The 20,460-nt window shown below is 69.8% G+C and carries 19 protein-coding genes; 9 read left to right on the plus strand and 10 right to left on the minus strand.

Annotation, left to right across the window (positions count from 1 at the left end; all coding sequences use genetic code 11):
* Window positions 1-46: 46 nt before the first annotated feature.
* On the minus strand, window positions 47-958 hold the full coding sequence (locus DEH84_RS03785; RefSeq protein ID WP_109038206.1) for a YihY/virulence factor BrkB family protein: 912 nt from the start codon (window positions 956-958) through the stop codon (window positions 47-49).
* An 88-nt stretch (window positions 959-1,046) separates the two neighbouring features.
* On the opposite strand from DEH84_RS03785, the gene DEH84_RS03790 reads away from it, so the two are divergent.
* The 5 genes from DEH84_RS03790 (at window position 1,047) to DEH84_RS03810 (ending at window position 5,284) form a co-directional block, all read left to right on the plus strand.
* Complete coding sequence (locus DEH84_RS03790; RefSeq protein ID WP_159098841.1) at window positions 1,047-2,267, plus strand: AI-2E family transporter; 1,221 nt, start codon at window positions 1,047-1,049, stop codon at window positions 2,265-2,267.
* A gap of 93 nt (window positions 2,268-2,360) precedes the next feature.
* On the plus strand, window positions 2,361-3,155 hold the full coding sequence (locus DEH84_RS19390) for a DUF4142 domain-containing protein (protein ID WP_159098842.1): 795 nt from the start codon (window positions 2,361-2,363) through the stop codon (window positions 3,153-3,155).
* Window positions 3,124-4,212: a DNA topoisomerase IB gene (locus tag DEH84_RS03800; RefSeq protein ID WP_109034903.1), complete on the plus strand. Its 1,089-nt coding sequence runs from the start codon at window positions 3,124-3,126 to the stop codon at window positions 4,210-4,212. Before DEH84_RS19390 ends, DEH84_RS03800 begins: the two co-directional genes overlap by 32 nt.
* Before the next feature lie 61 nt (window positions 4,213-4,273).
* Complete coding sequence (locus DEH84_RS03805; RefSeq protein ID WP_109034905.1) at window positions 4,274-4,876, plus strand: hypothetical protein; 603 nt, start codon at window positions 4,274-4,276, stop codon at window positions 4,874-4,876.
* A gap of 135 nt (window positions 4,877-5,011) precedes the next feature.
* Window positions 5,012-5,284: a GlsB/YeaQ/YmgE family stress response membrane protein gene (locus DEH84_RS03810; RefSeq protein WP_109034907.1), complete on the plus strand. Its 273-nt coding sequence runs from the start codon at window positions 5,012-5,014 to the stop codon at window positions 5,282-5,284.
* On the opposite strand, the gene DEH84_RS03815 is transcribed toward DEH84_RS03810, so the two are convergent.
* The 5 genes from DEH84_RS03815 to DEH84_RS03835 all read right to left on the minus strand — a co-directional run bounded on the left by DEH84_RS03815 (window position 5,219) and on the right by DEH84_RS03835 (window position 12,644).
* On the minus strand, window positions 5,219-8,296 hold the full coding sequence (locus tag DEH84_RS03815; RefSeq protein ID WP_159098843.1) for an ATP-binding protein: 3,078 nt from the start codon (window positions 8,294-8,296) through the stop codon (window positions 5,219-5,221). The two genes, DEH84_RS03810 and DEH84_RS03815, sit on opposite strands and share 66 nt — an antisense overlap.
* A gap of 101 nt (window positions 8,297-8,397) precedes the next feature.
* Window positions 8,398-9,201 carry a DUF4142 domain-containing protein gene (locus DEH84_RS03820; protein WP_109034911.1) on the minus strand — a complete coding sequence of 268 codons (804 nt, stop codon included), beginning with the start codon at window positions 9,199-9,201 and terminating at the stop codon, window positions 8,398-8,400.
* A gap of 187 nt (window positions 9,202-9,388) precedes the next feature.
* Window positions 9,389-10,774, minus strand: a complete 1,386-nt coding sequence (locus DEH84_RS03825; protein ID WP_109038207.1) for a class II fumarate hydratase — start codon at window positions 10,772-10,774, stop codon at window positions 9,389-9,391.
* Window positions 10,771-11,565 carry a DUF2334 domain-containing protein gene (locus DEH84_RS03830; RefSeq protein WP_109034913.1) on the minus strand — a complete coding sequence of 265 codons (795 nt, stop codon included), beginning with the start codon at window positions 11,563-11,565 and terminating at the stop codon, window positions 10,771-10,773. Before DEH84_RS03830 ends, DEH84_RS03825 begins: the two co-directional genes overlap by 4 nt.
* Window positions 11,562-12,644 (minus strand): glycosyltransferase family 4 protein, encoded by a 1,083-nt coding sequence (locus tag DEH84_RS03835; RefSeq protein WP_109034915.1) that lies wholly within the window; start codon window positions 12,642-12,644, stop codon window positions 11,562-11,564. Before DEH84_RS03835 ends, DEH84_RS03830 begins: the two co-directional genes overlap by 4 nt.
* Before the next feature lie 132 nt (window positions 12,645-12,776).
* On the opposite strand from DEH84_RS03835, the gene DEH84_RS03840 reads away from it, so the two are divergent.
* Together DEH84_RS03840 and DEH84_RS03845 are read left to right on the plus strand one after the other, a co-directional pair.
* The gene (locus DEH84_RS03840; protein ID WP_109034916.1) at window positions 12,777-13,229 is read left to right on the plus strand and encodes a PA2169 family four-helix-bundle protein; all 453 of its coding nucleotides are present in this window, start codon (window positions 12,777-12,779) and stop codon (window positions 13,227-13,229) included.
* Between the two features lie 56 nt (window positions 13,230-13,285).
* Entirely contained in the window at window positions 13,286-13,729 is a 444-nt protein-coding gene (locus DEH84_RS03845) for a CBS domain-containing protein (RefSeq protein ID WP_109034918.1), read from the plus strand.
* 56 nt (window positions 13,730-13,785) lie between these two features.
* Here the strand turns inward: DEH84_RS03845 and DEH84_RS03850 are convergent, their stop codons facing one another.
* Window positions 13,786-14,277, minus strand: a complete 492-nt coding sequence (locus DEH84_RS03850; protein ID WP_109034920.1) for a PRC-barrel domain-containing protein — start codon at window positions 14,275-14,277, stop codon at window positions 13,786-13,788.
* Window positions 14,278-14,395: 118 nt separating this feature from the next.
* Here DEH84_RS03850 and DEH84_RS03855 point away from each other — a divergent pair, with 118 nt between their 5' ends.
* The gene (locus DEH84_RS03855) at window positions 14,396-17,404 is read left to right on the plus strand and encodes a hybrid sensor histidine kinase/response regulator (RefSeq protein ID WP_159098844.1); all 3,009 of its coding nucleotides are present in this window, start codon (window positions 14,396-14,398) and stop codon (window positions 17,402-17,404) included.
* A gap of 220 nt (window positions 17,405-17,624) precedes the next feature.
* Here DEH84_RS03855 and DEH84_RS03860 read toward each other — a convergent pair whose 3' ends face one another.
* Window positions 17,625-17,843: a hypothetical protein gene (locus DEH84_RS03860; RefSeq protein WP_159098845.1), complete on the minus strand. Its 219-nt coding sequence runs from the start codon at window positions 17,841-17,843 to the stop codon at window positions 17,625-17,627.
* A 141-nt stretch (window positions 17,844-17,984) separates the two neighbouring features.
* Between DEH84_RS03860 and rfaE1 the strand changes: the two genes are divergently transcribed.
* Window positions 17,985-18,950 (plus strand): D-glycero-beta-D-manno-heptose-7-phosphate kinase, encoded by a 966-nt coding sequence (gene rfaE1, locus DEH84_RS03865; protein ID WP_109034926.1) that lies wholly within the window; start codon window positions 17,985-17,987, stop codon window positions 18,948-18,950.
* Between the two features lie 19 nt (window positions 18,951-18,969).
* Here rfaE1 and DEH84_RS03870 read toward each other — a convergent pair whose 3' ends face one another.
* On the minus strand, window positions 18,970-19,512 hold the full coding sequence (locus tag DEH84_RS03870) for an adenylyltransferase/cytidyltransferase family protein (RefSeq protein WP_109034928.1): 543 nt from the start codon (window positions 19,510-19,512) through the stop codon (window positions 18,970-18,972).
* A gap of 1 nt (window position 19,513) precedes the next feature.
* Window positions 19,514-20,407: a porin family protein gene (locus DEH84_RS03875; protein ID WP_109034930.1), complete on the minus strand. Its 894-nt coding sequence runs from the start codon at window positions 20,405-20,407 to the stop codon at window positions 19,514-19,516.
* Between the last annotated feature and the right edge of the window lie 53 nt (window positions 20,408-20,460).

Consider the following 20,460-nt stretch of genomic DNA (forward strand, 5'->3'; position numbering starts at 1 on the left):
CTCACGGCAAGCCGCCCCTGGTACGTGGGGCGGTTCCCGTGAGCAATCAGGCCGACGGGGAGGGGGCGCTGGCCCCCCGTGCCTCGCTGGCATCGGCGGTGATCGCGGCGCCGAACAGCAGGATCTGGCCGGTGTAGTACACCCACAGCATCACCACGACGAACGACCCAGCTGCCCCGTAGCTCGAGGCCACGCTGGCGCGCGACAGGTAGAGCCCGATCAGGAACTTGCCCAGGTTGAACATCACGGCACACGTCAGGGCCCCCGCAAACACGGCGCCGGAACGGGGTGCGCGGTCAGGTACCCAGCGCAGCAGCGCGCCGAAGGCCAGGCCCAACACGGCCGTGGACACGGCAAATTCGAGCAGCGTCAGCACCGTGCCCAGCACCACCGCGCCCGGCATGAGCGCGCTGAAGGCCTGCAAGGCTGCACTGAGCAGCAGCGAGACAATGGCCAGAAAGCCGAAGCCCATCACCAGAGCCAGTCCGGTCAGCCGCGCCTTCACGAGCGCCCCGAGCGCCGAGGTGTCGGGCTCGACATGCATGATGCGGTTCAGCGCGCGGCGCAGTTCGGTGAAGACCCCGGTGGCGCCGAGCAGCAACGTGAGCCCGCCGATCAGCGCCGCCTGCAGCCCGTCCGGGTGGCGCCAGGCCGACTCCACCATGGCTTCGATGCTCTTGGCCGCCTCCTTGCCGACCACGCCCTGGATCTCGTGCACGATCTGGCCGCGCGCGGCTTCCACACCGAAGACGGCGCCCGCCACCGAGATGGCGATCAACAGCAGCGGTGCCATCGCGAACATCGTGTAGAAGGCCAGCGCCGCGCCGAGTTGCGGCGCCCCTTCGTCCATCCAGCGCATGCCCGCACGCATCAACAGCGTCAGCGGTGGATGCAGGGGGGCGGGCAGATGGCGCAGGGCGCGCAGCACAGCGGGAGGCAGAACGGGCGGAGAGGCCATGGCGCGGTTCCTGAGACGGTGTGACGGCAGTGCGCCACCACAGCAAGGCGCGCGCCCATGGCAGGCATGTCACTTGCCCCTGCGGGCCATGGAACAGCCTGCACGTCCCCGCCTGCCCGAGCCTTCGCCACCGCGCTCCGCGCCGGTGGTGGCCTTCACCCGGGCCGAGCGCGAGGTCGCGCCGTTTCACATCCCGCCTGGCGTGGTGCGTCTGCTGGGTGCGCTGCTGGGGCTCGTGCTGCTGCGGGAGGCTGCTCCCATCCTCATTCCCATTGCGGTGGCCGTGGCCCTGATGTTCGTGCTCAGCGGGCCGGTGGAGCGCCTGCACCGCCTGGGCGTGCCGCCGCACTGGGGGGCCGGGGTGGTCGTCACCATCATGCTGACGGGCGTCATCGGGCTCGGCAGCGTGCTGGCCCGACCGGCAGCGCAGTGGGCCGAGCGTGCCCCCACCACCGTGCAACAGGTGGTGGACACCATCGAGCGCATGCGCGTGGCCATGTTGCCCCCGAGTCGCCGGGCCGCGCAACCGCTTCCCACCGTGCACGGTGGCGACTCCATCCAGGACAAGCTGGCCACAGAGGGGCTGCTGCTCACCCGGGTGGTCTTCGGTCAGGCCATGCACTTTGCCCTGCAGGCGTCGGCCACGGTCATCCTGCTGTACTTTCTGCTGGCCTCGCAATCGTGGTTGCTGACCCGCACGGTGGAGGGGGTGAGACGGCCTCGCGCACGGGCGCTGCTGCTGTCCGGCATCCGGCAGGCGCGGCGCGAGATCGGGCTGTTTCTTGGCACCATGGGCCTCATCAACATCGGCCTTGGCGTGGTGACCGGCATCGCGCTGGCCTTCATCGGCCTGCCGGATCCGGTGCTGTGGGGCGCCGTGGTGGCCGTGCTGAATTTCATCCCCTACCTGGGCCCCGCGCTGGTGACCGTGCTGTTGCTGCTCGCGGGCAGCATGAGTTTCGGTGCGACGTGGACCATGCTGCTGCCCGCGTCGATCTTTCTGGCAGGCCATGCCGTCGAGGCCAACCTCGTGTCGCCGTGGGTGATGGGGCGGCGCCTGCGGCTCAGCCCGCTGTCGGTGTTCCTGTCCGTGATGCTGTGGGGCTGGGTATGGGGCTTTGCCGGCACGCTGGTGGCGGTGCCGCTCCTGCTTGGCTTTCGTTGCCTGTGCCAGCGGCGGCGTGGCTTGCGGCACATCTGCCATTACCTGGAAGGCGGGCGCAGCGACGCGCCCAGCCTGACGATGCTGCTGAGGGCGCGTGAGCGCCGGATGACCCGGCACACGGTACGCCCCTCGCGGCGCGCTTGATCGGCATCCGACGCGGGCACGCAGCCTGCCTGAAGGTGCACAAAGCCGCGCCATGTCGGGTGCGGACGATTCAGCATGAACGAGGTGTCAATCATGATCACGAAGGCAGCGTTGATGCGCAGCGCCTGGCCGGCCGCGCTGGTGGCGTTGGGGGGACTGACAGCCTGCGAACGGCAGCAGAGCCCACCCCGGCCCGTGTCGGGTGTCGTGGGCGCGGAAGCCAACTCTCCACCCCGATCGGATCCGGTCGTGTCGACCGTGCCCTCGACGGTGCAGCCCGCCCCGGCCTACGGTGCTGCTGCGCCCGTGGCGGCGGGCACGGACATGGGGCGGCCGCTGCTGGGCAATGTCGATCCCCCGCCCGCTGCGACGACCTCGCCTGAAACCACCCTGGCCAATGCGCCTCCTGCGGCCGGGATTCCGGTTCCACCCCCTGCCAGCACGGCGCCGGCGTTGACCGCCACCGAGCTGGCCTTTGTGACGCAGGCGATCGAGGCGGGGCTTTTCGATCTGCGGGTCGGGCAGCTGGGTGTGGAGCGTGCGGGGCACACCGCCGTGCGCTCGTATGCGGCCCTGCTCGTGAACGACCAGACGGCGATGAACCGGAGCCTGCAGCAGCTGGCGCGCCGGCTGGGTGTGCCCGTGCCCACCAGCCTGTCGGAGCCAAGGCAGCGCATCCTGGATGACCTGGCCCGGGCCAGCGATGCCGAGTTTGATCGGCAGTTTGTGCATGTGGCCGGTGCACGGGCGCAGCAAGACACGGTGGCCCTGTTCGAGCGCACCGGGCGCGACACGCGCGACCAGCAGGTGCGCAGCTTCGTGCTGCTCGCCTTGCCCACCCTGCGGGCGCATCTCAGTGCCGCCGAGCGACTCCCCGTGCGAGGCTGAGCCACCGCGCACGGCCGCCGAGGCCCGTGAGGTCGCCGAGGCCGCCGACCTCGTCTACGTGGACGACCGGGACGAGGGCATCCGGCGCGTGCGTCGCGGTGGCGGCTTCGCTTACCGCGCACCGGACGGGCACTGGCTCACGGAACGAGCCAGCGCCGACCGGGCGACCCTGGCGCGCATTCGGTCGCTGGCCATCCCGCCCGCCTATGAAGACGTGTGGATCTGCCCTCTGGCCGATGGCCACCTGCAGGCCACCGGCCGCGATGCACGGGGCCGGAAACAGTACCGCTACCACGCCCGCTGGCGCCAGGTGCGTGACAGCGACAAGTTCGGCCGGATGGCGGCGTTCGGCGAGGCGCTGCCCGGCTTGCGCGCGCGGGTGGACGAAGACCTCGCACCGGGCGGCGGTGGTGCGCCCGGGCGCACCGCCGTGCTCGCCGCGCTGGTGCGGCTGCTGGATCGCACGCGCCTGCGAGTGGGCAACGATGCCTATGCGCGCGACAACCGCTCGTATGGCCTCAGCACCCTGCGGCAGCGCCACGTCGAGGTGGAAGGCCACCGCGTGCGGCTGCACTTCCGCGGCAAGTCGGGCGTCTGGCACGACGTGGCCTTGCAGGATCGCCGGGTGGCCCGCGTGCTTCGCCGGTGCCAGTCGCTGCCCGGCCAGACCCTGTTTCAGTACACCGATGCCGGCGGCGCACGGCATGCAATCGGTTCGGCCGAGGTCAATGCCTACATCCGGGCGGTGTCGGGCGGCGACTTCACGGCCAAGGACTTCCGCACCTGGCACGGCAGCGTGCTGGCGTGGTCGCTGCTGGTACCGCGCTCGCCCGAGGCGCCAGACGCGCCGCTGGTGCCGGCGCTGCGCGAGGTGGCGAAGGCACTGGGCAACACCGTGGCCGTGTGCCGCAAGGCCTATGTTCACCCGGACGTGCTGCGCTGCGCCGAGTGCCGCCAGTGGCCCGCATCGGCCGCATGGGCGCCGGTTCAGGGACTCAGCGAAGACGAGCAGGGCCTGCTGGCCTTCCTGCGTGCGCAGGTGGCCACGCCTGCCTGATCCCCGGCGCGGAACACCGATTGCTGCGACGGGAGATCTCCCCAACGGAAGAATCCTCACCATGCTCGCACCCACCGACTTGTCCCGAGAACACACCGTTCGCCCGCTCGCTTCCAACCAATGGCTCTGGAGTGGGGCCCTTGCCAGCCTGTTGTCGAGCCTGGCGCTGGCCTGGCACGGCCGCCAGCGTCACGGCAGCAGTGTGGCCTTGCTGAACTCCCCCAGTCACTGGCTGTATGGCGACCGGGCCCTGCGCGCCAACATGCCGAGCTGGCGCTTCACGTTCTGGGGGATGCTGATCCACCATCTGAGCTCGCTGTGGTGGGCTGCGCTGTACGAGCTGCTGGGGCGGTGGCTCGACAACCGATCCTCTGCTTCGCGCACCGAGCACGGGTCGGCGCCGGAGACGGCTTCCGCCGGGCACGACCTGGCGAAGCCCGTGGCCCTGGCCGCTGCAGTCACCACCCTGGCGTGGCTGGTGGACACCCGCGGCGTGCCGCCCAGACTGCGCCCGGGGTTCGAGCGGCGCGCCTCGCGCCAGGGCATGGCCCTGGTCTACGGGGCCTTCGGTGCGGGCCTGTTGATCGCCAGCCTGGCGCGGCGTCATCGGCAAATTCCAGCGGCCACCGGCAAAACGTGCCGCGCCCCGCACGCCTCGGTCTGACATCGGGGGCGGGCGGTCCACAGGCCGCTTCCCCAAGCCGGCATGAGGCTTGCCCTCCAGGGGTGGGCGACCTCGTTGCCCTGCAGTCAAGACGAGGTCATGTGTCCAGTGTTTCTCAACAGAAAGGAACGTGTCATGGTCAGTTTGATTGTGTGGTTGGTGGTGGGAGGCATCGTCGGTTGGCTGGCGAGCCTGATCATGAAGACCGACGCCCAGCAGGGCGTTCTGCTCAACGTCGTGGTGGGCCTCGTGGGCGCCGCGCTGGCAGGTTGGCTCATCTCACCCCTCGTGGGCGTGCCGAGCATCAACGACAACGTCTTCAGCATCGGCTCCGTGCTGGTGTCACTGGTCGGTGCAGTGATCCTGCTGGGCATCGTGGGGCTGATCCGCGGCCGGCCGCGTGCGTGACGCCATGGCCAGCAGGCGCTCGATGCGTGCGGCCGTGACGGGCTTGACCAGATGCCGGTCGAACCCGGCCGCACGTGAGCGGGCCAGGTCGTCGGCCCGGCCATAGCCGGACACCGCGACCAGCCAGCCGCCATAGCCTTGCGCCCGCAGGGTGGCGGCCACCTCAAGGCCCCCCAGGCCAGGCAGCCCGATGTCGACCAGTGCGACATCGGGCTGTGTTTCGTGGATCAGGGCAATGCCTTCAGCGCCGCTGGTGGCCAGCCGCACTTCGTGGCGATCCAGAGCCAGCATCGAGCGCAAGGCCTCGCCCGCATCGTCGTTGTCTTCGACGACCACCACACGCCGCGGTGTGATGGGTCCCTCGATGGCAGCCCGCTCTTCCGCTGCGGGGGCCTTGCACGCGGGCAGGCGGGCGGTGAAGGTGGCGCCGTGTCCGGGGCCGTCGCTCTGCACGGACACCGTGCCGCCGTGGTGCTCCACCAGGCGCTTGACCAGCGTCAGGCCGATGCCGAGCCCGCCCTGCTGGCGGTCAAGCGTGCGCTCGCCTTGCACGAACAGGTCGAAGACCTTGCTCTGCAGCTCGGGCGTGAGTCCGGCGCCGGTGTCCTGCACGGTGATGACCGCCTCCTCGCCCACCGGCTCCACCGTCAGGCTCACCCGGCCGCCGGCCGGCGTGTACTTCAGGGCATTGACCAGCAGGTTGGTGAGCACCTGTTCCATGCGGCTGGCGTCGGCCTGCACCCACACGGGCTCCAGCCGGGCTTCGAACGCGTGCTGCGCCAGCTGGCCGGCCAGCTCCAGGGTGTGGCGCACCCGGTGAGCCAGCAGATCAAGTCGGATGGCGCCGGTCTGCTGCTCGTGCCGGCCGGCCAGCACGCTGGCCACATCCAGCAGGTCGTCCATGAGACGCCCGAGGTGGGCCGCCTGGCGCGCGATGATCTGGCGTGCACGCCGGGCCAGATCCTCCTGTGTGCCGGCGCGGTTCAGCACCTCGCATCCGGCCGAGATCGCGCCCAGCGGGTTGCGCAACTCGTGCCCCAGCATGGCCAGGAACTCGTCCTTGTTGCGGTTGGCTTCCTCGGCTTCGCGACGGGCCGCCGTCTCGCGCTCCACCAGTGCCATGCGGGCCGACTCCATGGCCTTCATGGTGGTGATGTCGACGATCACGCCGCTGACCTGCTCGGGGCGGCCTTGCTCGTCCCAGGTGAAACGCAGGCGGGCGCCCAGCCACCGCGTCTCGTGCTCGGGCGTGTCGTGGCGGAACTCCAGCATGTGTGCGTTGGTGCGGCCGGCGGCCGCGGCCCGCAAGGCGTGCACCACACGCCGCCGGTCTTCGGGATGGACGCAGCGCAGGCAGCGGCGCGCGGGCCCACGCAGTTCGGACAGCGGCAGATCCAGCAGCCGCGAAAAGCCGGTGCTCCAATGCACCACCCGGGCACGCCGGCTGTGCTGGAAGAAGCCGACGTGGCCGGCCGCCTGGGCCAGCTCCACCAGCTGCTGGTTGGCGCGCAGCCCGCGCTCGGCCGCCGCCAGGGAGGCTTCGGCCTGCTGACGGTCGGTGATGTCGGTGAAGCTCGCGATGGCGCCGCGCGGCAGTCCCCGGCCGTCGAACAGCGGCACCGCATGGGCCACGATGTCCCGCACGGCACCATGAGGAGGGCGCAATTGCAGCTCGACGTCCTTCTGTGTCCAGCCGGTGCGGGCGGCCTTCTGGAGCGGCAGGGCGTCGGCGGCCACGGCCTCGCCGTGCGCGGTGATCGGGCAGTCGGGCCAGCCGCTGCGGTCGGCCGCACGCTCGTCGGTCGCAGGGGGCGTGGGCTCGCCCAGCATGCGAGCCAGCGCCGGGTTGCGCAGCACGTGGCCACAGTGACGCTCCTGCGTCATGGCCAGGCCGATCGGGCTGCTGCGAAACAGCGTCTCGAACTCGGCGGCCTGACGCTGCAGTCGGTCGTGCGCGATGTCGCGTTGTGCCTCTTCACGCTGCAGCGCCTGCTCCAGCAGGATCAGTTCGCGCACGGTGCTCGGCTCGCCCCGGCGCTGCGGCCCGTGCAGGGCGAGTGCCCGCAGCGGGCCCGTGACCCGGCTGGCCACGCCCATGGCGAGCAGCAGCCCGGCAGCCAGCGACCCGAGCCCGAGCAGCAGCGCCATGCCGACCGAACGCCAGTGGGCGCGGTCGATGGGATCGGCCGGCTCGCCGATCACCACGCCCCAGTTCGACGGCTCGATGCGGTACCAGGCGCCGTAGGCTTCGCCGCCCTCCAGCAGCCCGATGCGGCCCGTGCCGATCGGGCCCGCCTGCACATGGGCCTGGGTCAGCGCCGGCAGGGGGCGGGCCACCACGTCGGGGCCGCCGAGGTTGCGGGCCACCAGCTTGAGCTCCCGATCGAAGATGGACAGGAACGCGTTCTGAGGCAGCGTGGAGGTCGTGATGAGGCGCTGCCAGCTCGAGGACGGAATCCAGGCGCCGAGTGCAAACGCGAGACGGCCGTGAACATGCACGGGCACCAGCACGCCGGTGGTGGCGGTGCCATCGGGGCCGGTCGTGAGGTTGGTGACCACGGGTTCGCCGGTCTGGCGCAGGCGGGTGAGGGCGGCGAGGTCACTGAGCCGGCCCAATGGCCGTCCGGCCGGCTGGTGGGTGTTGAAAACGACCTGGCCATCGAGCTCGGCCAGAAACACGCTGCTCCAGCTCTGCCGCGGCGTGCGCAAGGCCGTCATCGACGAGAAGACGCCCGCGAGGTCGCCCTCCTGCAGCAGCTCGGACAGCGCCAGAACCTGCAGGGCCTCTGCCGAGGAGGCCAGCTCGCGGTCGACCGTGAGCGCGAAAGCCCGCGCGGCGCGCGCGAGGTCGGCCTTCATCTGTGCCTGACCTTCCAGCGCTTGCTGCGATACCAGCCACGTTGCCAGCATCGTCATGGGCACTGTGGCAAGCAGCGTCACCGCCAGAACATGCGCCCGAAGCGAGGCCGTCGACCAGCGCAGGCGCGACCACGCATCGCCTTTTTCCAACACGCTCTACCTCGTTACCGCGAGCTCTACGCAAAGACCTGAGAGCGTACCGCGGTGGGCCGTCCCGTCAAGACCCCCATGCAGGCGGGCGTGGCCCGCGGCATTCAGGTCTGCTTCAGCTTGCGCGCCAGATCCTGTGCCATCGACAGGTGATGGCGCAAGGTCGGCAAGGTGGTCTGTACGTACTCCTTCATGGCCGAATCGCTGAGCTGACCATCGGCCTTCTGGAAGAGGTCGATGTCGAGCTGATGGTCCTTGATACCGACCTGGTCGATGAACTGCCGGTCGAACGCCAGCCCCTTGGCCTTGTTCAACTGGTCGATCACCTTGCGCTTGGACGAGGGGATGTCCTTCGGCAACGTCATGCGGGTGCTCACCACCTGAGCCAGACGGTTGTTGGCCGCGCCATGGTCGTCCACCAGCGTGGCTGCCATCGCCTTCACGTCGGGGTGCTCTGCCTTCTCGACGGCGAGCTGGGCCACCGCAACTTCATACAGACCGGCCTCCGTGGCCGCACGGGCAAACGCCTGATCCTGGGCATTCAACGGGGCCTGGCTGCTGGCGCCGGGCGTCACCGTGCTGGCACCGGGTGCGGCACCCGGTGTCGTCGTGCCGGTGCCGCCATCCACGCCCGTGCCTGTGCCAGTACCCGTGCCAGTCTGCGGCACACCGTCACTGCCGGATCCCGGGGTGCCGGTCGTGCTGTTCGAGCCGGGGGTGGTGCCCAGTCCGCCGTCGGTGCCCGTCGTGCCCGGGGTGGTGCCCATGGTGCCGGCCGTGCCGTCGGGCGCGCTGGCAGGGCTCATGTCGCCGGAAGTCTGGCCGTCGCGTCGGTTGCACGCGCCGAGCAGGGCGGACGCCGTCAGCAGGCAGGCGATCAGGCTGGTGAAGCGAAAGGTCCTGTTCATGGTGGGCTCCTTGTGATGGATGGGTCGGGTGATCCGGACTGCCGGCATGCAGGCTCTGCATGGGCGCCCCTTCGGGTGGGCAATCGCCGTACCGAGTCCGTTATGCGGATGACGGAGCGGATGCCGAGCCAGAAACAGGCAACCCTGGCAAGCCTTGCCGGCCGCGGTAAGGCTTACGACACGGTCCTCACACCATCCGGTCGGCACGCACCCAGTGGTCGAACAAGGCCATGTCGACGCCGTGGGCCTGCGCAGCTTCGCGCAGGGTGATGTCCTGCGCGTGGGCGTCCAGCGCAATGGCTGCCGCGCGGTCGTAGCCGATGTGCGGGGTGAGGGCCGTGACCAGCATCAGCGTGCGATCGCGCAGGGCGGCAATGCGGGGCTCGTCGGCCGTCATGCCACGCAGGCAGTGGGCTTCGAAGCGGGCGCAGCCATCGGCCAGCAGCCGCAGGCTCTGCAGCACGTTGTGCGCCATGACCGGCTTGAATGTGTTGAGCTCGAAGTTGCCACTGGCCCCGGCAAAGCCGACCACCGTGTCGTTGCCCAGCACCTGCACACACAGCATCAGCATGGCTTCGCACTGGCTGGGGTTGACCTTGCCCGGCATGATGGAGCTACCCGGTTCATTGGCGGGCAGACGCAGTTCACCCAGGCCGCATCGGGGGCCGGAGGCCAGCCACCGCAGGTCGTTGGCGAGTTTCATCAAGGCCACCGCCAGCACCTTGAGGCTGCCATGCAGGGCCACGATGGCATCGTGCGCGGCGATCACGGCGAAGCGATTGGGGGCGGTGGTGAAAGGCAGGCTCAATGAATGAGCCAGATCGCGCGCAACCCCCTCTCCGAAGCCGGTTGGGGCATTCAAACCCGTGCCGACGGCCGTTCCGCCAATGGCCAGCGCGCACACCGCAGACAAGGCGTGCACGATCCCCGCTTCGGCCTGGGCAAGCTGCGCCTCGTAACCCGACAGCTCCTGACCCAGCGTCAGCGGCACCGCGTCCTGCAGGTGCGTGCGACCGATCTTGACCAGCCCGCCGTACGCCGCCGCCTTGGCGTGCAGCGTGCCCCGCAGCGCGCCCAGCGCAGGCAGCAGGTGATGTTGCACACCCAGGGCACACGCCACGTGCAAGGCCGTCGGGAACACATCGTTCGACGACTGGCTGCGGTTCACATGGTCGTTGGGGTGCACCTCGGCGTCTGTGTTGCCCTGGCTGCGCAGCAGGGCGGTGGCGCGGTGCGCGAGCACCTCGTTCATGTTCATGTTGGTCTGTGTGCCCGATCCGGATTGCCAGACCCGCAGCGGGAATTGCGCGTCGTGGGCACCTGCCAGCACCTCGTGCGTGGCGGCCTCGATGGCTTGGGCAACGGGCGTGGGCAATTCACCGAGGGCGGCGTTCGTCCGGGCGCAAGCCTGCTTGACGAAAGCCAGCGCCCGGATGAGCTCGGGCGGCAAGGTTTCGGTCGAGATGGCGAAATGGTGCAGCGCGCGCTGGGTCTGGGCCCCCCACAGCACGTCGGTGGAGACCTCGACGGCGCCGAGGGCGTCGTGCTCGGTGCGGGTGGGCGTGGTGCTCATGGCCGGGCTCCCCATGCGGGCTCGTTGCGACCGTGCTGCCTCAGCGTTGCCACTGCCGCGTGGACGGTGCGGGCCTCACGCTCGGCGAGCAGCGCGCGCAGGCGGCCGCTCCAGCACTGACGGATCAGACGGTGGTCTGCATCGTGCGGGTGCAGCTCGAAGCGCACCAGGGGCTGCGCATGCCAGCGCGCGGCCACCCAGGCATTGCGCGGCAGCGACACGGCCCGGCGCCAGGCGGTGCGCGTGCTGAAGGCCAGGCAGGCGCTCGTGATGCGCTGTGCCTGCGGCAGGCTGTAGACCGCGCGCAGGGTGGCCGTGTAGCTCAGGGGCAGTTGATCGAGCGCCTGCCAGGTGCCACGGCTCATCAGCCACGCGGGGGCGACAAAGCCGTGCAGCGGCCAGCCTCGGCGGGCAAACCAACGGGCGCCGGCATGCAGGCGTCGCAGGGCCTCGTCTTGCGACAGCGCCGAGAACTCGCCTTCGCCGGCCGTGTACCAGCGGCGCCGCACGTGGTCGACCCAGTTGGCCGGCTCGCCGTCGTCCAGGTGGCTGTAGCCGTGCAGGGCCAGTTCGTGCCCCTGCGCCTGCAGCGCTTCGAGCCGCTGTTCGAAGGCGTGGTTCGACGGCCGCAGGTGATAGCGCGGAACCACCAGCAGCGTCATGGGTACGTCGGCCACCGCACGCACCGCGTCCATCACCCGCTCGCACGCGGGCCAGGTGGAGGGCGCCACATCGTGGATGGTGACGCTGAGCATCGGTCTTCCGGGAGCGGGCGGGTGAAGCAGGTTCATGGTGTGCACATCAGGCGGAGGTAATGACCCATCAGGCCGCGCATGGCATCCGACCAGTCGTGCCGCAAGGCCTGCTGGCGGGCCGCCAGCCCTTGTTTCTCGCGGTCGTGGCGCAGGGCGGCGGCAATCGCCTCGGCAAAATCGGCATGCCGACCCCGGGCAACGCGCACACCGGCTTCGTCGCTCACCAACTCGGCCAGGCCGGCCCGGTCCCGCACGACCACCGGGCAGCCGCACGCCATGGCTTCGAGTGCCGCCAGCCCGAACGTTTCCTGGTCGCCTGCGTGCACGAAGAGATCGGCGCTCGCCAGTGCGCGGGCCAATGCCTGTTGCGAGGGCTCGAACGGCAGCACCCGGACCTGGTCACCGCGGGGAGGGCAGGGCCCGGCTCCGATGGCGACCAGCACGTGCGATGGCCCCAGCAGGCGGACCGCATCGGCCAGCACCGACAGGTTCTTCTCCGGTGCAAAGCGGCCTGCATACAGCAGCACGCGGACGTCGTCGGCCAGCCCGAGCTCTTGGCGCCAGGCCGGATCGCGTCTTGCCGGATGGAACAGGCCGGTGTCCACCCCCAGGCCCTGCTGCACCACGTTCTGCAGGCCGGCGTCCCGCAGGTGGGCATACACCGTGGCGCTGGGGGCGAAGACCAGGTCGAACTGCCGGTAGAGGTGACGCAGGTACAGCCGCCCGGCGGCCGCGCCGCCACGTCCGGTCCAGCGCCGCAGGAGCTCGGGCAGGTCGCTGTGGCAGAAGCCGACGACCGGAATGCCGAGGGCCTGTCCGGCATCCAGGGCGGACCAGGCCAGGCGGTACGGGTCGCCCGATTCGATGAGGTCGGGTCGGCGGTCAACCAGGGCACGCGCCGCGGCGCGCCGGTTCAGTGGCGCCCGGTAGCCGCCGCTGCCCGGCAGAGGCACGCCGGGCAGGGCCACGGCATCGCGCCCGTCGGCCCCGGGCGCTGCCACGCTGTGCTGCCACGCCGTGTGCGCCTGAAGCCAGGCCCGTTTGGCGTGGATGTAGCGGCGCACGCCCCCACCGGTGGCGCTCCAGAACATGGTGACGTCGATCAGGTGGGGCATGACGGGCGAGCTGGAAGGGCGATGGCAAGCCCTGGCAAACAGCGTGCCTGGGACCCGGGCATGCTGCCTGCCACCTGTTCCGTGCGGGGCTCGCGTGGCGGGCCCTTCCATTGAACCCAACAGGAGCGAACCATGGAACGCGACGACATCATCGATGTGCTCAACGACCTGATCGAGAACAGCCGTGACGGCCAGTACGGCTTCAACACCTGCGCAGAACACGTGAAGTCCCCCGAACTGCGCGACATCTTTCTGGCACGGGCGACCGCCTGCCAGACCGCGGTCTCGGAGCTGCAGGTGCTGGTGAGCGAATGTGGCGGCACGCCCGACGACGGCGGCACGATCAGCGGCGCCATGCACCGGGGCTGGGTGGCCGTGCGCGGGACGCTGAGCGGCTACACCGACGTCGGCATGCTGGAAGAGTGCGAGCGGGGCGAGGATGTGGCCAAGGCCCGCTACGAGAAGGCGCTGTCCCGCCCGCTGCCCGAGCCGATCCGGGCCGTCATCGAGCGCCAGTACCAGGGCGTGTTGCGCAACCACGAGCAGGTCAAACTCCTGCGTGAGCGCTATCGCACTGCGGTCTGACGGACCACAGGGCATTTTTGCCGGAAAGCTTGCCGGCAACCGAGAGGAGCGATGTGATGCAGAGAATTGCCGATGTGATGACGCGCGGTGTGGAGGTGATCGCGCCGGATGCGACCCTGCAGATGGCGGCCAAGATGATGGACGACCTGAACGTGGGCGCCTTGCCGGTGTGTGACAACCGGCGGCTGGTGGGCATGATCACCGACCGCGACATCACTGTGCGGGCCACAGCCAGCGACCTCCGGCCCAGCGAGGTGCGCGTCAGCGACATCATGACCGAACATCCGAGGTGGTGTCTGGAGTCGCAGACGCTGGAGGAGGTGGCTCAGCAGATGAGCGATGTCCAGGTCCGCCGGATTCCGGTGCTCGACAAGGACAACGCCTTGATCGGCATCGTGTCGCTGGGCGACATCGCTGTCCGGGAGCCCGAGGCCGTGCAGGACGTGCTGCGGGAGATCTCCACCCCCTCGGAACCGGACAGGCCCGCCGCATCGACCTGACCGGCGTGGCGGAGAACAGGCCGGCGGCCGCCCAGGGCGACGCCGGCCTGTCTGCGTCAGCGACGCTCGCTGGTGCCGCTGCCACCTTCGAAGAAGCGGCGGTTGGTGTTGCTCCAACCTTCCTCCACCACGTTGGGCCACTTGTCCGGTTCGAAGCTCGGCGCGCGCTTCAGGCGCTCCTTGTCGATGTCGAGCAGGCGATGGTCACGGCCCGGAACGGAACGCAGCGCGCTCCACGGCACGGCATGCAGGCGATCACCCAGACCCAGGAAGCCGCCGGTGGACACGATGGCGTAAGACACCGCACCCTGTCGGTCGAGCACAATGTCCTTGATGTCCCCGACCTTCTCGCCCTGCAGGTTGCGCACGTCCGACCCGATGATCTTGCTGACGCGGTAGATGCGCTGCCAGTCCTCGCTGCTCTGGCGCGCCGTGGTCGATGTGCCGGTGCCCGCGGCGCCGGTCCCCGTGGTGGTGCCTTGTGCGTGGGCCGATGACAGTGCGATGGCCAGACCCATGCCGGCCGCGATCCGGATGACTTGCTTCATGATTTACTCCTTGTAATGAGAAAGAAGAGGGAGACAACACGGTGAAGGCGGCAAACTGCATGCCCATAGGGCATCGAGCGCCCCTCGGGTGCACCGTGTTCCGTTCTCCTCCATGCCCATGAAACCGCTGCCCCTTCAGGGACTGAATCGGCCTCGCGGCCTGCGCCTGCGGTGGCCGGTTGCGTCGCTGCGCACCTACCTGCTCGCCGTGATCGTGGTGGCCACTGTGCCGCTGGCTGCGCTCACGTCCTGGCTGATGGCGCAGGAAATCATGGCGGTACGCCATCAGATGACGCTGGGTTTGACCCAGACGGCCGGGTCACTGGCGCTGATGGTGGAACGCGAGCAGGTGTCGTCGATCGATGCGCTGACCATCCTGTCGCATGCCACGACCTTGCGCGAGGGCGATCTGGCCAGCTTCCACATGCGGCTGGCCCGCAAGCCGCTGGTGCGCCCGACGTGGCGTCGCGTGGTGCTCACAAGCCCCGAAGGCGTGGTGCTGTTGCGCAGCGACGAGGCCTATGCGCCGGCCATGGCACAGGCCCACGGCGAGCCGCAGCCGCTGCCCGATGGGGTGCTCCCGCCTCCGCGCATCAGCGGACTCAAGGGCGTGGCCGGCGCCGACCTGTTCTCGCGCATTGCCGTGCCGGTCGAAGTGCATGGTCAACTGGCCTACTGGCTGGCGGCCGACATCCATGCGTCTGCCTGGCAGAGCCTGATCGGCCATGTGCAGGCGCCTCAGGGCGGCTTCGTGACGGTGTTTGACGAAGGCTATCGCATCGTGGCGCGCTCGCTGCATCCCGAGCGCTTTCTCGGCCAGGTGCTGCCCGAAGACGGCCGGCGACACATGGGCGTTCGGTCGGCGGGCTTCCAGAAAAGCAGCCTGCTCGAGGGCGGGGACACCTACGTGGCGTGGCAACGCATCCCGATGTCGCAATGGGGCATCGGCGTGGGGGTGGCCGCTGCGCCGCTGGACCGCAGCAACATCATGGCGATCTCGATGGCCCTGCTGGCCGGCGCCCTCTCCCTGATGGCCGGCATCGGCCTGTCGCTGTTCGTGGTCCGCCGGGTGAACCAGCCTCTGCATGCACTGGCCACGGGCGGCGCTTCTGCGGTGCCGGGTGACATCGCGGTGCGGGAGATCGGCCTGCTGCGCGATGCGATGAAGGCCGCCGAGGCCCAGCGCGAGCAGGCCCGCGAGCGGCTGGAGGCCAAGGCGGCCGAGTTCGAGACCCTCTTCAACACCAGCCCCATCGGCCTGTCGATCACGCAGGACCCGGAATGCCGGATGGTGCTGCGCAACCCGGCCAAGGTCGCGATGTTCGGCATCCGTGATGGCGAACCCGCCCGCTACGAGATGCTGCAGGACGGCGAGGTGCTGCCCACGGCACGGCACCCACTGCAGCGTGCGGCACGTGGCGAGACGGTCTGGAACCAGGAAGTGGAAGTGCGCCACCCGGATGGCCGTGTGCTGCGCCTGCTGGCCTTTGCCGTGCCGCTGCTGGATGGCCATGGCCATGCGCGCGGTGCCATTGCCACGTATGTCGACATCACCGAGCGCATGCTGGCGCAGGAACGCCTGATGCGCGCGCGCACGCGGCTGCAGGACAGCCAGCACCTGGTGGAGCTGGCGCAGGAGGCAGGCGATGTGGGCTTCTTCGACCACGTGGTGGCCGCCGACACGGTGACCATGACGTCGGGCCTGGCCCGCCTTTTCGGGCTGGAGCGGCGCGCGATCGAGACCCACTGGGCGGGCTGGCTGCGCCATGTGCATCCGGACGACGCGCGCGCACTCGAGGCGTTGCTGCAGCAGGCCTGGCGCGACCAGCTCGAGCAGGTCACCTTCAAGTTCCGCACCGCCGGGCAGCTCGACATCGAACGCTGGCTGTCGAGCCGCATGGTCATCCTCTATACGCCCGAAGGCGTGCCCACCCGGATGATCGGTGTGATGGTCGATGTGACGGTGCAGCAGCAGATCGAGCAAGAGCGTGCCCGGCTCATCGCGCAGGAGCACCAGGCGCGGCTGGAGGCGGAGCGCGCCAACCGCGCCAAGGACGAGTTCCTCGCCATGCTGGGCCACGAGTTGCGCAATCCGCTGAGCGCCATCTCGGCGGCGATCGAGGTGCTCAACCGCATCAGCTCGCAGGACGAGCAGGCGGTGCGTGTGCGCACCATCATCACGCGCCAGACCCGGCACCTCGCTCGGCTCATGGACGACCTCATGGACGTGGCGCGCGTGATTGCCGGCAAGATTCACCTGTCGCGTCAGCCCGTCAACCTCGGCTCGATGGTGCACCGCCTGGTCAGCACCATGCAGATGGCCGGGCTGTTGCAGGATCATCCGGTGAGCCTGGAGGTCGAGGAGGTGTGGGTCGACGGCGATGCCATGCGCCTCGAGCAGATCGTCAACAACCTCGTCACGAATGCCGTCAAGTACAGCGCGTCGGACAAGCCCATCCATGTGCGGGTGGTGCGGGCCGACGGGCGTGCCAGGCTGGAAGTGATCGACCAGGGGCCGGGCATCCCCGAGGCCCTGCTGCCCCACATTTTCGACCTCTTCGTGCAGGGCGAGCGGACGCTGGACCGCCGCCAGGGCGGGCTCGGGATCGGCCTCACCCTGGTGCGGCGGCTGGCAGAGCTGCATGACGGTGAGGTCGGCGTGCAGAGCGGCCCCGGCGGCAGCGTGTTCGCCGTGATGCTGCCGGCCATCGCCCCGGTTCAGCCCGACCGGGTCGAGCGCACCGGAGAGGTGCCTGCGCCGCGCACCGTGGTGCTGGTGGAAGACAACCCGGATGCGCGCGAGGCCCTCACCACGATGCTGACCCTGCAGGGTCATGAGGTGCATGGCGAGGACAACGGCAAGGATGGCCTTGAGCGCCTGCTGGCGCAGCGGCCTCATCTGGCGCTGGTGGACATCGGTCTGCCGGGGCTGACGGGCTACGAGGTGGCCCGGCAGGCGCGCGAACGGGGGCACACGGGCTGGATGATCGCGGTATCGGGGTATGGGCAGCCTCACGACGTGCAGCAGGCGCTGGAGGCGGGGTTCGATGCCCACATGGTCAAGCCCATTGACAGCGATGCCCTGACCGACTGGCTGGCGCGCCCGCCCCGGGATGCAGGCATGTGACTTGCCCTCCTGGTGCAGCGCCCTTTGCGGGGCACCAGAACAGGAGGTTTTCGGATGTGGTCACATGACCTGCACGAACAGTACCGTCGGCTGCGTGCCGACCTGGAAGCGGCTTACCGGGCCCCCGTGTGGGACAGCCGGTTGATCGACCGGCTGGCCGACGCACTGGCCCGGCTCGAACGCCGCGCCATGCCGCCCCTGGCCGGGCTGGCAGCCCCGTTCAGCTCGTGGCCGAAGGCGGCTCCGGAGGGTTCGACGGGGCGCACGGGGCACGCCACTCCTCAAGCAGCGTCGCGGTGAGCGTGTCGCCGCGGGTCCGGGCCATCTCGATGAGGGCCTTCACATTGCCCTCGTCCACCCACTCGTGTCCGGTGCCACGCTGCAGTCGTCGGTAGATTTCGGCGATGTCGGGCGGGGTTTGCGCTTGCGGCGTGCTCATGGTCGCTCCTTTCGTGATGCGGTGCACCGGTCCGGCAAGCGCCATGCCGTCACGGGGCCCCGCATGCCGTGAGGGGCTCGCGCGGGCATGGTGCTTGCCCCCTTCGGGCATCTTCTTCAACCCGAAAGGCAGAGACCCCTCATGGCCCAATCGACCTTGCGCGTGCTGCTGGTGGGTGACGTGATGCTGGACCAGTACTGGGACGGCACCGCCTGCCGGATTTCGCCGGAGGCCCCCGTGCCCGTGCTCAGTGTGAAGGGGCAGCGGGCCCGGCCGGGGGGCGCCGCCAACGTCGCGGTGAACCTGGCTGCCCTCGGTTCGCCGGTGACGCTGCTGACGCCACTCGGGGACGACGAGGCCGCCGACGAATTGGTCGACCTGGTGGTGGAGCAGGGGGTGACCCTCGAAGCGGTTCGACAGGCGGGCTATGCGACCACCCGCAAGATCCGTTGTGTGTGCCGCGGCCAGCAGCTGCTGCGGGCCGACTTCGAGGTGCCTGTGCCCCAGTCTGCGGTGAACCGGCTGGGCCAGCGCTTTGCGAGGCTGCTGCCCGAGCACGACATCGTGGTGCTCTCGGACTATGCGAAGGGTGCGCTCACGGAGTGCGCCGATTTCATCCGCGTGGCGCGCGAGGCCGGCAAACCGGTGCTGGTCGACCCGAAGGGACGCCACATGGCCCGTTATGCGGGGGCGACGCTGCTCAAGCCCAATCTGGCCGAGTTCACGGGCTGGGTGGGCGAGCCCGACGACGAAGCCCATTTCTGCCGACTGGCTCACGCCTTGCGCCAGCGGCTGAGGCTGGAGAACCTGCTCGTCACGCGCGGTGAGGCGGGCATGAGCCTGTTCACGGCCCGCGGCGTGTTTCACCAGCCGGCCCAGGTGCGCGAGGTCTACGACGTGTGCGGGGCGGGTGACACCGTGCTGGCCGCGCTGACCCACCTCATCGCGCTGGGGGAGGCCGTGCCGGAGGCCATGCGCTGGGCGAACGCCGCGGCCGGCATCGTGGTGGGCCGATCCGGCACCGCGCAGGTCACGTACGAGGAAGTGGCTGCCAGCCTGCACGTCACCCGATCGAGCAGCCCGACCTGGTTGTCGGCCGCATCCTGATCGGCGCCGCCGCGCGGCGTCAGTCGGGTGGGGGCACGGTGCCCAGACGTCGAAGGATGCCCGTGCTGCTGTGGCCGGCCACGAACGGCACGGCCAGCGCGCGGCCGCCCCACTGCGCCACGAGCGCGGCCTCGGGCAGACGGGCCACGTCATAGTCGCCACCTTTGACATAGAACTCGGGGCGCAGACGCGCCAGCACCGCCAGGGGCGTGGGTTCTTCGAACACGGTGACGGCAGATACCGCTTCGAGTGCCGCCAGCACCCACACGCGGTCCACGGCAGTGTGCACGGGGCGGCCGGGCCCTTTGCCCAGCCCCCGCGCAGACGCATCGCTGTTGAGCCCCACGATCAACGCGCCACCCAGTGCGCGGGCGGCCTGCAGGCCCTGAACGTGACCGCGGTGCAGCAGGTCGAAGACCCCGTTGGTGAAGACCCACGGGCGAGGCAGGCCGGCCAGGGCCTCAGGCAGGCTGTCGACCGAGTGGTATTTGGCCGGCCAATCCCGGCCGGCCGGCCCCGTCGACGTCACCCAGGGTGTGCCGGCGGGGCAGGGTGCCGTCATCTCAGAAGCGGTACTTGAAGCCCACCGTGGCCACGTCGACGTTCTTCTTGTCGTCGCCGGGGAACTTCATGTGGTGGCGGTCCCAGTCGAGGGTGACGCTCCAGTTGCGGTTGAAGTCCCAGGCCAGCCCGGCGCCGTACGAGGCACCGAAACCGGTCTCGTCGCCGCGGGCGGCCACAATGCCGGGGCCTGCAGAGACGTCCGTCCAGCCGTAGGTGCCACCCACACGGCCCACCAGGTTCAGCGTGCTGGTCAGCGGCGCGATGCCGGTGACGACCAGGTTCACGCCGCTGATCTTGGTCTTGCCGCCGTTGCGCTCGGCGTCGTTGAGCCGGAAGTAACCCAGCTGCAGGCCGAAGTTGGGGTTGAACAGACCGCCGGTGTAGACGTGGATGGCGCCATCCGGGTCTTCGCAGTCCTGACCGGGTAGGCACTCGTCGTCGACATCACCGGCGCCGACCGACAGACCCACATAGCCCGAGGTGGTGTAGGGCAGCCAGGAGTAGCCGCTGCCGGCATAGCCAGCGCCGGGGCCGGCGGCCGTTGGCTCGCTGGGCAGCGTCGACAGTTCGGTGCTGTAGCGGCCACCGGCGGTGTCGCTCGCGCCCATGCTGCCCGGCTGAGAGCCCATGCCCTGGTCGGCCTGGTTGGTGCTCACGCCATCGGCGGCAGTGCCGCTGTTGGCGCCGGTGGTGCCCTGCTGTGCATCCATCGAACCGGTTCCGCCGGTGGCGGGCGTGGCATTCGGGTAGGTGCTGGTACCCGGGCTCTGCATGCCGCCCGCGCCTGAGTTGTCAGTCGGGGTGGCGCCCACTTGCGCCTGTGCATGCGCAGCGGCCAGGGCGAGCACGGCCGCGGCGATGACGCGGGGTGAATGGCGGTGGATGACGTTCATTCTTGGCTCCTTGTGTATCGATGAGGATGGGCCCGCGAGGCGCGGGCAAGCGA

It is taken from the genome of Aquabacterium olei (assembly GCF_003100395.1).
In the GTDB taxonomy this organism is placed as follows: Bacteria; Pseudomonadota; Gammaproteobacteria; order Burkholderiales; family Burkholderiaceae_C; genus Aquabacterium; species Aquabacterium olei.

Excerpts from the sequence above, each read along its gene's own strand:
- DEH84_RS03790 (WP_159098841.1), top strand. The coding sequence starts at position 1,047 with ATGGAACAGCCTGCACGTCCCCGCCTGCCCGAGCCTTCGCCACCGCGC.
- DEH84_RS03850 (WP_109034920.1), bottom strand. The coding sequence starts at position 14,277 with ATGAAGCAAGTCATCCGGATCGCGGCCGGCATGGGTCTGGCCATCGCA.
- DEH84_RS03845 (WP_109034918.1), top strand. The coding sequence starts at position 13,286 with ATGCAGAGAATTGCCGATGTGATGACGCGCGGTGTGGAGGTGATCGCG.
- DEH84_RS03820 (WP_109034911.1), bottom strand. The coding sequence starts at position 9,201 with ATGAACAGGACCTTTCGCTTCACCAGCCTGATCGCCTGCCTGCTGACG.
- DEH84_RS03825 (WP_109038207.1), bottom strand. The coding sequence starts at position 10,774 with ATGAGCACCACGCCCACCCGCACCGAGCACGACGCCCTCGGCGCCGTC.
- DEH84_RS03875 (WP_109034930.1), bottom strand. The coding sequence starts at position 20,407 with ATGAACGTCATCCACCGCCATTCACCCCGCGTCATCGCCGCGGCCGTG.
- DEH84_RS03840 (WP_109034916.1), top strand. The coding sequence starts at position 12,777 with ATGGAACGCGACGACATCATCGATGTGCTCAACGACCTGATCGAGAAC.
- rfaE1 (WP_109034926.1), top strand. The coding sequence starts at position 17,985 with ATGGCCCAATCGACCTTGCGCGTGCTGCTGGTGGGTGACGTGATGCTG.
- DEH84_RS03860 (WP_159098845.1), bottom strand. The coding sequence starts at position 17,843 with ATGAGCACGCCGCAAGCGCAAACCCCGCCCGACATCGCCGAAATCTAC.
- DEH84_RS03855 (WP_159098844.1), top strand. The coding sequence starts at position 14,396 with ATGAAACCGCTGCCCCTTCAGGGACTGAATCGGCCTCGCGGCCTGCGC.
- DEH84_RS03785 (WP_109038206.1), bottom strand. The coding sequence starts at position 958 with ATGGCCTCTCCGCCCGTTCTGCCTCCCGCTGTGCTGCGCGCCCTGCGC.
- DEH84_RS03830 (WP_109034913.1), bottom strand. The coding sequence starts at position 11,565 with ATGAACCTGCTTCACCCGCCCGCTCCCGGAAGACCGATGCTCAGCGTC.
- DEH84_RS03805 (WP_109034905.1), top strand. The coding sequence starts at position 4,274 with ATGCTCGCACCCACCGACTTGTCCCGAGAACACACCGTTCGCCCGCTC.
- DEH84_RS03870 (WP_109034928.1), bottom strand. The coding sequence starts at position 19,512 with ATGACGGCACCCTGCCCCGCCGGCACACCCTGGGTGACGTCGACGGGG.
- DEH84_RS03810 (WP_109034907.1), top strand. The coding sequence starts at position 5,012 with ATGGTCAGTTTGATTGTGTGGTTGGTGGTGGGAGGCATCGTCGGTTGG.
- DEH84_RS19390 (WP_159098842.1), top strand. The coding sequence starts at position 2,361 with ATGATCACGAAGGCAGCGTTGATGCGCAGCGCCTGGCCGGCCGCGCTG.
- DEH84_RS03835 (WP_109034915.1), bottom strand. The coding sequence starts at position 12,644 with ATGCCCCACCTGATCGACGTCACCATGTTCTGGAGCGCCACCGGTGGG.